8 protein-coding genes are annotated in these 12,058 nt (G+C 62.9%); 2 read left to right on the forward strand and 6 right to left on the reverse strand.

Translation table 11 applies throughout. The features are described from left to right. Positions 1 to 29 precede the first annotated feature (29 nt). From E4631_RS04020 to E4631_RS04045, 6 genes are all read right to left on the reverse strand, one after another. Complete coding sequence (locus E4631_RS04020) at positions 30 to 1,412, reverse strand: glycoside hydrolase family 30 beta sandwich domain-containing protein (protein WP_133660004.1); 1,383 nt, start codon at positions 1,410 to 1,412, stop codon at positions 30 to 32. A gap of 297 nt (positions 1,413 to 1,709) precedes the next feature. Continuing rightward, positions 1,710 to 3,191 (reverse strand): RagB/SusD family nutrient uptake outer membrane protein, encoded by a 1,482-nt coding sequence (locus E4631_RS04025; protein WP_133659923.1) that lies wholly within the window; start codon positions 3,189 to 3,191, stop codon positions 1,710 to 1,712. Between the two features lie 23 nt (positions 3,192 to 3,214). Next, positions 3,215 to 6,673 carry a TonB-dependent receptor gene (locus tag E4631_RS04030; RefSeq protein WP_133659922.1) on the reverse strand — a complete coding sequence of 1,153 codons (3,459 nt, stop codon included), beginning with the start codon at positions 6,671 to 6,673 and terminating at the stop codon, positions 3,215 to 3,217. Between the two features lie 27 nt (positions 6,674 to 6,700). Beyond that, positions 6,701 to 7,702, reverse strand: a complete 1,002-nt coding sequence (locus E4631_RS04035) for a FecR family protein (RefSeq protein ID WP_133659921.1) — start codon at positions 7,700 to 7,702, stop codon at positions 6,701 to 6,703. A gap of 336 nt (positions 7,703 to 8,038) precedes the next feature. After that, entirely contained in the window at positions 8,039 to 9,340 is a 1,302-nt protein-coding gene (locus E4631_RS04040; RefSeq protein ID WP_133659920.1) for a GDSL-type esterase/lipase family protein, read from the reverse strand. A gap of 155 nt (positions 9,341 to 9,495) precedes the next feature. Beyond that, positions 9,496 to 10,086, reverse strand: coding sequence for an RNA polymerase sigma-70 factor (locus tag E4631_RS04045; protein WP_133659919.1), 591 nt, complete (start codon positions 10,084 to 10,086; stop codon positions 9,496 to 9,498). Positions 10,087 to 10,540: 454 nt separating this feature from the next. Between E4631_RS04045 and mraZ the strand changes: the two genes are divergently transcribed. Together mraZ and rsmH are read left to right on the forward strand one after the other, a co-directional pair. Further along, the gene (gene mraZ / locus E4631_RS04050) at positions 10,541 to 11,005 is read left to right on the forward strand and encodes a division/cell wall cluster transcriptional repressor MraZ (protein WP_133659918.1); all 465 of its coding nucleotides are present in this window, start codon (positions 10,541 to 10,543) and stop codon (positions 11,003 to 11,005) included. Between the two features lie 108 nt (positions 11,006 to 11,113). Next, positions 11,114 to 12,055 (forward strand): 16S rRNA (cytosine(1402)-N(4))-methyltransferase RsmH, encoded by a 942-nt coding sequence (rsmH, locus tag E4631_RS04055; protein WP_240734659.1) that lies wholly within the window; start codon positions 11,114 to 11,116, stop codon positions 12,053 to 12,055. Positions 12,056 to 12,058 lie beyond the last annotated feature (3 nt).

The raw sequence follows: 12,058 nt of genomic DNA on the forward strand, positions 1-12,058 counted from the left end.
AAGCAGCGAAAAAAAACGGGCGCAAACGGCTACCACACGTAGGTGCCCACGGCCCCGGCGGGCAGCGTGGCCGCCACCGCCCGGCCCTGGTAGCGCAGGCCGAAAGTTTGGGGGGTAGACTGGTCGTTGAGCACCAGCAGCACGTGGCCGCCGGTGGGCGTGCGGTAGGCCACATTGGGCAGCACGCCGGCACTGGTCGAGCAGATGCGCACCGCGCCGGGGCGCACCCACTTGCTGCTCTGGGCCACTGCGTAGTAGGCCACGTTGCGCGTCACCTGGTCGCCGGGCGCCAGCGTGATGGCACCCAGGCACTGGTCGCAGCCGCCCGGCGTGTGCGGGTTTTGCTGCGGGTCGGCGGCCAAGTTCCATTCCAGCACGCTCTTGGCCCAGTTGCGTGGCGCCCCGATAAACAGGTTTTTCTGGTGCCAGTCGAGGTTGTCGGCAAACTTGCTGCGCGAGCCCACCCACTCCTCCGTGAAGTAGATATTCTTGGCGGGGTAGGCGTCGTGCACCTTACTCAGCGCATCAATCGGCCCGGCGTAGAGGTGAAACGCCGAGCCATCGACGTAGGGATTGGCCGTCGCGTTGCCCAGCACCGTGAGCGGATACTCGGGCTTGTCGGCGTTGTGGTCGTAGCAGATAATCTTGGTTTTGAGGCCCGCCGCCCGCAACGCCGGCCCCAGGTGCTGACCAATAAACGTTGCTTCTTCTTCGGCCGGCAGCAGCAGGCTGGGGTTGTTGCCGGGGTGCAGCGGCTCATTCTGAGGCGTCACGGCATCCAGGGTAATGCCGTGGGCCTGCATGCCTTGCAGGTATTTTACGAAGTACTGAGCATACGCGCCGTAGTACTCCGGCTTGAGCGAGCCGCCCTTGCTGGCCTCGTTGGTCTTCATCCAAACCGGCGGGCTCCAGGGCGAGCCCAAGAGTTTAATACTCGGATTAATGGCCAAAATCTCCTTCAGCGCCGGAATCAGATACTTTTCATCGGGCGCCAGGCTGAAGTGCGCCAGCGTCGAGTCGGTCTGGCCCGCGGGCATATCGTCGTAGCTAAACACCGCCGCGTCGAGGTCCGACGCGCCAATGCTGATGCGCAGGTAGCTCACCCCAATGTCATTGATGCCCGTACCAAACAGCTCGCGCAGCAGCTTGGCCCGCGCCGGGGCGCTCATGGTGCGCAGCAGCTCGGCGCTGCCCCCGGTGAGGCAGTAGCCAAAGCCATCCATGGTCTGGAAGGTCTGGCTATCGTCTACCTCAATCACGGCCCCGGCCGGGGGGGTAGGGCCAAATTTCAGCCGGCCCGGCTGCGGGCGCAGCAACTGCGTCTGGTCGGGCGTGGTGACCCAGGCCGCCACGCGCTGGGCATGGGCCGGCAGCAGCATGAAAGCCGAGCACGTAGCCAGGCCCCAGCCCATAATTTGTGAAGTAAAGCGGGTGGTTTTCAAGGGAAAAGGAAAAGAAGAACTACGTAGGTTATGCTGGCCAAGGGCCGTTCCGAGGTGGAAAGTTTGATTATTTCACTTTTCCCACCCCCACTCCGAAACGGCCACGACCAGATGGTGGTGAGTAGTGCGCACTAAAAGAACGTCATGCTGAGCTCGTCGAAGCATCTCGCTTGCGTAAGTAATTCTAACGTTTGAGGTTAGTAACCCGAGCAAGATGCTTCGACAAGCTCAGCATGACGTTCTTTTAGTGCGCACTACTCATTAACATCAGAATCCCGGATTCTGGGTAATCAGCGGGTTGTTGTTTATCTCGTTCAGCGGAATGGGGAAGAGCAGGTAATTGACATCGGCCGCGCCGCGCTGCTGCTTGATAATGTCCAGGGCCGTCACGGCGTGCTGGGCGGTGCCGTCGGCAATGGTCTGGCGGGCATAGCGCAGCAGGTCGAACCAGCGCTGGCCCTCAAAGGCCATTTCGAGGCGGCGCTGGCGGTCAATCTCGTTGCGCAGGGCCTGCTTAGTCAGGGCCTGGGGCGAGGCGGCGGTGAGGGCCGCCAGGCCGGCGCGCTGGCGCACCTGGTTGAGCTTGGCCAGGGCATCGCCGCTGGGGCCGTTCTGCTCGTTGCTGGCTTCGGCGTAGGTGAGCAGCACCTCGGCGTAGCGCAGCACGTAAGTGTTATCCACCGAGTTGAAGCCGTTGCCCAGGCTGCGCCACTTATACACGAAGGGGCCCACGTCGTTGCTGTTGCCGCCGGTGCCGGGTTTGCTGTCGAGGTAGCTGGCGTGGCTGCGGCCTATCAGCTTACCGCTGGCGGCCGTCACGTTGCCGACGTAGGCCCAGCGCAGGTCATTCACGGTGTCGGCGTAGCTGATAAGCTCGGCGGTCGGAATGTTAAACTTCGGATACGAGTACGTAGCCAGCGGCGAGGGCAGTATCTCGTCGGGCAGCAGGTTGCCGCCGTCGGCGTTGCCCGCAAACTGAATCTCGAAGAGCGACTCACCGCCCTTATTCTCCGCCGGGTACAGCGCGGTGAACGAGGAGTTGAGGGCTACCCCCCCCGAAATGACCTTTTGGGCGGCGGCCTGGGCGGCGGCCCAGTTGCGCTGCGTGAGCTGCACCCGCGCTAGTAGGGCATTGGCCGCATTCTGGGTGGCGCGATTGGGGTTGCTGAGGGGCATCTGGGCGGCCGCCACGGTTAGGTCGGCCACCACCTGAGCATACACCTGGTCGCTGGTCGAGCGGGCCAGGTTCACTTCGGCGGGCGTTCCGCCTTCCACGGGGGTCGTGCGCAGCGGCACGCCACCGTAGGCCCGCACCAGGTTGAAGTAGCACAGCGCCCGAATAAAGCGCGCCTCCCCCGTAATCTGGCGGCGGCGCACGGTGTCCATGCTCACGGTAGGCACGTACTTGAGCACGATGTTGGCCCGGTTCACGCCGATAAAGGCATCGCGGTACACATTGTTTACCTGGTTGGTCGTCGACACCCAGATAATCTTCTCCATGGCGTTCACGTCACCGTTGGTGCTGGTGCAGTTGTCGGAGGGTACTTCACCCATTACCGTAAGGTCTTGGGCAACGCCCCCACCTAGCTGTAGCGCGTCATATGTAGCCGTGAGGCTAGCTTCGGCATCAGTAGAGGTCTGGAAAAAGCTGTTGGGCGTGAGGGTGGTCAGCGGGGGCTTATCCAGGAAGTTGCAGCTGGCCAGGAGAGCAAGCGCGCCGAGGGGTAGGTAAATAAGAGTCTTTTTCATGGGAATTCTAAACGGCTAGCAGCTTAAAAATTAGCATTCAGGCCCACGGTATAGGTGCGCGCCTGCGGGTACACCCCGTAGTCGCGGCCAAAGCCAGTGGAGGAGAACGGGTCGGCGCTCACTTCCGGGTCGTAGCCCGAGTAGTGGGTCCAGGTTATCAGGTTCTGGGCCGTCAGGTACACACGCACGTTCTTGAGGGCCGCGTGGCTCGAAAAGGCCGTCGGCACGTTGTAGGCCAGCGTCAGGTTTTTGAGGCGCACGTAGGAGCCATCCTCCAGCCAGCGGTTCGAGAAGCGGTTGTTGCCGTTGGGGTCGTTGCGCACGGGGCGCGGAATGTCGGTGTTGGTGTTGGTTGGCGTCCAGTGGTTGAGCACCGTCGTGAGCTGGTTGAGCGGGTCCGACTGCGACTCCAGAATCTGGCGGTTCTGATTGTAAATCTGGTTGCCGAAGCTGCCCTGGAAGAACACGCTCAGCTCCAGACCCTTGTACGAGAAGTTGTTGGTAACGCCGCCAAACCACTTCGGATTGGGGTTGCCGATAACCGTCCGGTCCTTGGGGTCAATCACGCCGTCGCCGTTCAGGTCCGCAAAGCGCTGGTCGCCGGCGCTGAGCTTGTTGCCATTCTGGGTGGGTAGGCTCTGGCCCTCGGCCGCCGTTTGCACGATGCCCTGGGTCACGTAGCCGTAGAACGCGCCCAGCGGCTGGCCCACCTGCGAAATGCTGTAGTCGTTGGGAGGAGCAGGAAGGATGCTGCGGCTGGTGCTCGTGCCATCGCTACCCACCTGCTGGCCCAAGTCTAACACCTTATTGCGGTTGGCGCTGGCGTTGAAGCTGGTGGTCCAGCCAAAGCCGTTGTCCTTCGACTCCACGTTGGTCGTCACTAGGCCAAATTCCAGGCCCCGGTTCTCGATGCTGCCGATGTTTTGCAACACCGTGGAAGGGTTGCCGCCCGCGCCAGTGCTCAGCGGAATGGGTACTTGCAGCAGCAGATCCGAGGTGTGCTTGATGTAGGCATCGAAGGTGAACGTGAGGCGGTTGTTGAATGCGCCCAGGTCCAGGCCGGCGTCGTACTGGTAGGTGGTTTCCCACTTCAGATTATTGTTGCCAATGTCGGTTTGGGTGATGCCCCCCGCAATGGCCCCGCCGGTGCCCTGGTAGTTGAGGCCCGTGGAGTAGCGCGTGTAGCGCTGGTAGGGGTATATTTCCTGGTTGCCGTTGCCCCCGAAGCTGGCCCGCAGCTTGGCGGTAGTGAGGGGCGTGCCCTGCGGGAAGAACGACTCCTTGGCGATGTTCCAGCCCAGGCTCACGGCCGGGAAGTAGCCGAAGCGGTTTTGGGTAGCGAAGCGGCTGGTGCCGTCGGCGCGCATGCTCACCTGGGCCAGGTAGCGCCCATCGTAGTCGTAGGTGGCGCGGGCGAAGTAGCTCACCAGGCTCCACTGCTCCTCGTAGCTGTACGGGATGCCCACCACCGACGAGCCGCCGCTCAGGTAGGGAACGCCGTTGTTGGGAAAGCCCTGGGTGGTGGCGCCCGACGTCACGCGGTCCGAGGCCTGCATCGACTGGCCGGCCAGCAGCGTCAGGTGGTGCAGGTCGCCCAGGTTAGGGTTGTAGGTCAGCGTGTTTTCGAGCAGCCAGATGGGCAGCAGCGTGTTGCCTACCTGCGCCCGGCCGCGCACCGAGGCGTCGGCGTTGGACGTGCCGGGGTAGTTGGTGCTCTGGTACTGGTTCTCGTTTTGGCTCGTGAAGTCCAAGCCCACCGAGGTGCGGGCCTTCAGGTTCTTCAGCACGTCAAACTCGGCGTAGAGGTTGCCCACCACCTGGTACACGTTGGCCAGGTTGTGGGTTTCGAGCAAGTCGCCCACCGGGTTGTCCGACTGGCTGAAGGGGTTCACCCCGTAGGCCCCGGTGGGGCCGTAAACCGGCACGGTCGGAATCTGGGAGAGCGCCCCCAGCACCGTGCCCGAGTTGCCGAGCGCCAGTTCCGAGCGCACGCTACCGTTGGTGTGGGTGCGGCTCAGGTTGAGGTTGGTGCCCACCCGGAAGCGCGAAGTCAGCTCCTCGCTCAGGTTAACCTTGAAGTTATAGCGCTCAAAGCCCGAGTTCAGGCTGATGCCCTGCTGGTTGAAGTAGCCGCCGCTGATGTAGTAGCGCGTCTTCTCGGTGCCGCCGCTCACGTTGAGCTGGTAGTTTTGCTGGTAGCCGGGGCGGTACACCGCGTCCTGCCAGTCGGTGTTGGTGCCGGTAGGCGTCGGGTTGTTAACGTCGGCAAAGCCGGGCGCCATACCCGCCCCCGCCTGAATGGCATTGAACTCCTGAGCAAACTGCGTGGCGTTGAGCACGTCGAGCTTTTTGCGCAGGTACTGGCGGCCGTAATACACGTTCAGTCCTACCTGGGCCTGGCCCACCTTGCCGTGCTTGGTCGTAATGACCACTACCCCGTTGGCGGCGCGCACCCCATAAATGGCGGCGGCGGCCCCATCCTTGAGCACGTCAATGCTCTCGATATCATTGGGGTTAAGAGTGTTGAGCGGGTTCAGGCGCTGGTTGCCAATGGCGGCCTCCTGGGTATAACCCGGCACAATCGGCACCCCATCCACCACATACAGCGGCGAGCCGTTGAGGCTGAGCGAGGCATTGCCCCGCACCCGCACGTTGATGCCGGCACCCGGCGCCCCCGTGGGGGCCGTCACCTGCACGCCGGGCGCCTGGCCCTGCAAGGCCTGGTCAAAGCCCGCCACCGGCTGGCGCGCAATGGCCGCCGCGCTCACCGACGTCACGGACGTGGTCACTTCCTGGCGGTTCTGGGTGCCGTAGCCCACTACCACTACTTCGCCCACGCTCTGCTGGTCGTCTTTGAGGCGCACTTCAAAGGTACGGGTCGTGCCTATCGGGAACTCCTGGCGCACGAAGCCTACCGAGCTAAATACCAAGGTGCTACCCTCCGGCACGGTTATCGAAAAGTGGCCGTCGGCATCGGTCGAGGCGCCGTTGGTGGTGCCCTTCACCAGCACCGTTACGCCGGGTAGGGGCTCACCCTTGGAGTCGGTCACCCGGCCCGTCACGGGGATGTCCTGCGGGGCCACGGCGGCTCCCGCCCCCGTGGTAGCCACGGGCTGGCCAGTTACCACGAAGTAGTTGGGCCGCAGTTCTTTAAACTGCAAGTGGGCAGCAGGCAACACCGTGGCTAGGCGCTCGGCCAGCGTGGCGGCCGGCGTTTCGGTGGGTACCGCTACGCGCTTGTTATCCACCAGTGCGCTTTCGTAGAAAATGGTGGCGTGGTACTCGTTTTCCCACTGCTGGAGAAGGGTTTTGAGCGATACTGAATTGGCGCGGACGGGGGCTGGCGTGCTCTGCACCGTCACGGTGGTAGCTAGCAGCTGCGCCGAGGCCGGCGTACCCATTGTTTGGAGCAGCAATACGCTGGCGGCCAGGCAAGCCGGGCGGCCATAGTGCTTGCCCAGGGGGGTAAGAAGAGTAGGCATAATAGGGTGGGGGAAGGAAAAGAAAAACTACTTTTTCTCGGCCAGGGTCAGCTGGTTGCCTTGGCGATTAACTTGAAGGTGAAATGTTTCTTCGAGGGCTAGGAGCAGGGTAGGGAGGTCGCCTACGGGCACGGTGCCCGTCATGCGGCGGCGGTTCAGCTCGGGGGTGGCTACCGTCACGGCGAGGCCGTAGGTATCATGCAGGCGGGTAGCCAGCTCGGCCATGGTGGTTTCGTCGAGCACCAACTGGGCATCTTTCCAGGCGGCGTAGGGGGCGGTGTGCACCTTGGTGTGCGTCACCAGCGCCGGCTGGTCGTCGTGGGTTTCCACCAGCTCGCCGGGGCGCAGAATCACGTCGGGCTGCTGGTGGTCGTCAAATTCTATCCGCACCTTGCCCGAGAGCAGCACCACCCGCGTTTGGTCGCGGCGGCGGGCCACCACGAACTTGGTGCCCAGCACTTCCACTTGCAGTCCCGCCGTGGTGTGCACCAGAAAGCGCTGGTTATTAGGCATGTGCTGCACCGAGAAGAAGCCTTCGCCATCGAGCCACACCTCGCGGGGCTTGTCGGGCTGCCAGGTGGCGGCGTAGTGCAGGGTCGAGTGGCCGTTCAGCGTCACCTGCGAGCCGTCGGGCAGCGCCAGGGTGCGGGTCTGGCCATACGGGGTAGCCACGGCCAGCGGGGCCGGGGCGCGGTGGGTGCTGTAGTAAAGCCAGCCGCCGCCGCCCAGGGTGCCGGCCAGGGCGGCGGCTGCCGCCCAGCGCCGCCACGTGGGGGCGGCCTGGTAGCGCGGCGCGGCCGGGGTCAGCTGCAGGTGGGTGCGCCGAAGTAGGTCTTCGTAGTTGGGCTCGTCGGGCAGGGGTAGGGGTGGGGCGGCGGCCAGTACCTCCCAGTGCTGCTGCATCCAGTACTGGGCCAGCAGCTGGTTGGCGGGCTGGGCCAGCCAGGCGCGCACGGCCGCTGCCTCCGGGGCAGTGGCCGTGCCGAGCACGTAGGCCGTAACTACTTCTTGAGTAACGTCTGGCGTCATAGAGAGCTAGCGAAAGTGGGCGGTGGCGCCCGGCGCAGCAGGCCAGGCAGCCAGAGTAATTGAGTAATCACTCTTCCATTTCCCATCGTTTGCAGTAGTACACGCTCCCTACCCCACCCCCCTTAGCCAGTTGCTCAAAAAAAAGTTAAAATTGTATTAATGCGTTGGTTGACAGCACTAAAAAAACACTAGGTTAAAGTAGTTTCTGTCGGCTGGTCCGGCGCTACAGTGCGCGGCTGCTATGCAGAAATAGCCATACAGCCGCGTAAGGTACTGGTTATCTGTTCTATTAATATTTGTAAAAATGTACCGTTAGCCGCACCTATGGGCCGTCGCTTATTTGGCGGCGGCGCGCAGCAACACGTTGGTGCTCTGAGCCAGGTTGGCCAAGGAGTCGGCGCCGGCCTGGCGGTGGCCATCGAGCGGGGCATACAGCTCCAGGCTGGAGCGCAATAGCGAATCGGCAGCCAGGGCGTAGGCCTCGTCGGCGTTCATCCCAGAGCGGTAGAAGAGCCAGTTGCGAAACTGCCCGCCCTTGGGGGTCGACCTACCCCCCAGCGTGAGCTGGCGCGTGCGCAGGCGCTCGGGCAGACTGCCCACCCGGCTGCCATCGAGGTACAAAACCGTTTCGCCCCGCGCAAAGTAGTGCGTCAGCATCACCTGGTGCCACTGGCCGTCGGCCACGCTGGCGGGGGTAGTGAGGTGCCCGGCCAGGGCTGAGGTGTAGGTGAGCCGGCCGCCGCGCCCAATGCGCAGGCTACCCGTGCGGGTGCTGTCTTGCAGCGTCAGCAGCGCGCCGAGGCCCGTGGTGCGAAAGCTGAACACCTGCGTAAACGGGTGCACCAGCGCCTCGGGCACGAAGCGCAGCGCGCTGCTCCGGCCCAGGCGCACGCCCGCCGTGGGCTGGCGGTGGGGTAGGGGCTTGCCCGCCCGCAGCGCATCGAAGAGCGAGGGTACCCAGGCGTGCATCAGCTCAGCGTGGCCCTGGCTGTTGGGGTGTAGGGCGTCGTCCCAGTAGCCAGCGGCCCAGTGGCCGGCGCCATCGTCCACGGCCCCGAGCAGGTTTACGGTGGGCACGGCCCAGCCTTGCAGCAGCAGGTTGAGCTGCCGGATGTAGGCATAGTCCTGCGCCGTATAGTCGTTGCGGGTGTAGCTGTTCGTGACCACCGGCACCATGCCCTGCGCCCGCGCCTGGGCAATCAGCACCTGCATATTGGCCACAAACTGGTCGAACATCGGCCGCCCGCCCTCGTGAATGCCCTCGTTGCCTAGGGCCAGCGCGTACACCACGTAGCGCCCCTGCTGGGGCAATAGGTCACGGTTCCAGCGTGCCAGCACCTTCACCGTGTTGTCGCCCGGCACCGAGATGTTGCTGGTCGTCCAGGCCGCCCCCTGGCCGGCCGCATTGCGCCGGGCCAGCAGCGTGGCGTAGCGGGCGGCGTAGCCATACTTGCCCGTCGCGCCCTGCCCAAACGGCACCGACGAGCCAAAGAACACGATTTTCAACTCGTCGAGCGCAGTCGAGCGCGTTGGTTGGGGCCGGCCGGGCACTTCAGCGCGGGCTGGGGGGGTAGGGGGCAGCAGCACGAAGCCCGCGCTCGCGGCGCTCAGGCTCAGGAGCAGTAGTTTCTTTAGCATGGGCAAAAAGCGGTGAGCGGGCTTAAAACGGCGCGCGCGTAGGTTGGTACATGGAGGGCAAGGGCGCGGGGTACTGCACTGGGCGTTTCCGGTGCGGTCGCCCCACTAGCATACACCGTCCGCGCCGTGTTCCCTTTAGCCACCAGCCACAAAAATCAGCGCTTGTGAATGGCCAGCGCCAGCAGCAGCTCCAGAATGCCGCCGCCGTGTAGCTTGAAGTACTTGCGCATCGTTTTAAGCGCCTGCACGATGTGCGCCTCCACCGTTTTTACCGATACGCCCTGGCGCTCGGCAATTTCGGGGTAAGACAGGCCCTGCTGCCGGCTCAGTACAAACACCTCGCGCTGCTTGGGGGGTAGGCGGTCGAGGGCGGCCAGGTACAGCGCCTCCATCTCCTGGTACTCGGCCTCGTTGGCCACGCTGGCCGGGCTAGCGGCCGCTACCTGCCCGTGCAGGCGCAGGTGATGCTGGTCGCGCCGCAGCTCGTTCAGCACCGCGTGGTGGGCCGTCGTAAAGAGGTAGCCTTTCAGGGGCACGTCCTCGCGCAGCTGCCCGCGCTTCTCCCATATCTTAATAAAGCACTCCTGCACAATTTCCTCGGCTGCCGGCCGCGATTTCAGGTAGCTGTAGGCAAAGCGGTACACCAAGGCGCTGTAGTGCCGGAAGAGCGCATCAAAGGCCCGCTCGTCGTCCTGTTTGAGGCGGCGGAGGTAATCCGGTTCCGAAAAGGCAGGCGGGGCAGGCAACGGGAAGTGGCTGAGATTATGCCGAAATTACATAAAAATTACGGACCTACTTAAGTGGCTCTGGCTGGTAGTAGTTCCTCACAGCCGCTGGTTCGGTTCTAACGCAGCGCTAGCTGCGGTGAGCGGCTGGCAATTAGATACCTACCGGCGACTGGACTGGCTGCCAACTGGAGAAACAAACAGGGTAGTAAAGGGCTGTTATGCAACATTGTTTCGCTAAAAAATAAAAGTATGCCGTACCAGCGGCAAGCCGAATTTTGTCCGGAAAATCTGGATTAAGTGCCCTTTACAAGAGTGCAACATTGTTTCAATAATGGATAAATAGGCGATTGCAGTCCATTGAAGGCCTTTTAGGGTCGTGGTAGAAAGTGGTAGAAAGTGGTGAGTTTTTTGAAACGACTCGTACTTTTGTTATCCTCGCTGGCGCCGCAGCCCAGTGGCACTTGTTCCATCCATGCACCAGCTTCTCTCCGGCGAATACGACTGCAAGCTCGACCCCAAAGGTCGGCTGGTGCTGCCCGCCAAGGTGAAAGCGGCGCTGCCCGATACCTATGCCAACCAGTTGGTGCTGGTGCGCGGCTTCGAGCCCTGCCTGGTGCTCTACCCCCGCTCGGCCTGGGAATTAATTCACGCCAAGGTGATGGCCCTGGACGAGTTCAACGAAGAATACCGCCAGTTTCAGCGCAACTTCTTCCGGGGTATGACCGAAGTGGAGCTCGACAGCATTGGGCGCTTTGGCCTGCCGGGCTCGATGCGCCGCTATGCCGGCCTCGAAAAAGACGCCGTGATTGTGGGCCTCGGCAACCGCTGCGAAGTGTGGGACCCCACCCGCTACGACGAGTACCTTATCAAGGACCAGCAGGCTTTCTCCAAGCTGGCCCAGAAGTTCTTATCAGACACCCCCGAAAATGTAGGGTAAGCTTTAGCTTGTCGTAATAAGCTGAAATATAATAAAATAGCCCTTCGTTTTCCCGGTAAGCTTTAGCTTGCCGCACATTCGTTACCCCTACCCGCGCTTCTTTTTGCTATGAGCACCCGCCCCAACGATACTGCCTACCACCGCCCGGTGATGCTAGCCGAATGCCTGGCTGGCCTCGACCTGGTACCCGGCGGCCGGTACGTTGATGTCACGTTTGGCGGCGGCGGGCACTCGGCGCGCATGTTGGAGCAATTGGTTGAGGGTCATTTGTATAGCTTCGACCAGGACGAGGCGGCCGAGCGCCAGGCGGCCGAGCTGGCCCGGCCGCAGTTTACGTTTATTCGGGCTAATTTTCGGCACCTCGCGGCCGAGCTGGCCCAGCGCGACGCCCAGCCCGTGGATGGCCTGCTGGCCGATTTGGGCGTGTCGTCGCACCAGTTCGACACCGCCGAGCGCGGCTTCAGCACCCGCTTCGACGGGCCGCTCGACATGCGCATGGACCCCCAGGATGCCAGCGTGGCCACCGCCGCCGACGTGCTCAACGACTACGACGAAGCCGCGCTGCACCGCATTTTTGGCATGTACGGCGAGGTCACCAACGCCCGCACGCTGGCCGCTACCGTGGTGCAGGCCCGCCGCCAGCGCCCGCTGCGCACTATTCAGGAGCTAAAGCACGCCATTCAGCCGGTAGTAGCGCGCGGCAAGGAGAATAAGTATCTGGCGCAAGTATTTCAGGCCCTGCGTATTGAGGTTAATGATGAGTTGACGGCCTTGCAGGAGATGCTGACCCAAACTGCCGAGGTGCTGCGCCCCGGCGGCCGCTTGGTGGTGATGAGCTACCACTCGCTGGAAGACCGGCTGGTGAAAAATTTTCTGAGCCAGGGCAAGTTTTTCGGCCAGGCCGAAAAGGATTTGTACGGCCGCGTGAGCCTGCCTTTTGAGGCCCTCACGCGCAAGCCGATAGAGGCTTCGGCCGACGAAGTAGCCGAAAACAGCCGCGCCCGCAGTGCCAAGCTGCGCATTGGCGTCCGAACCCCCATTCCCGCGTAAGCT

Origin of the sequence: Hymenobacter sp. UV11, from assembly GCF_004684095.1 — a bacterium.
Classification (GTDB): Bacteria; Bacteroidota; Bacteroidia; order Cytophagales; family Hymenobacteraceae; genus Hymenobacter.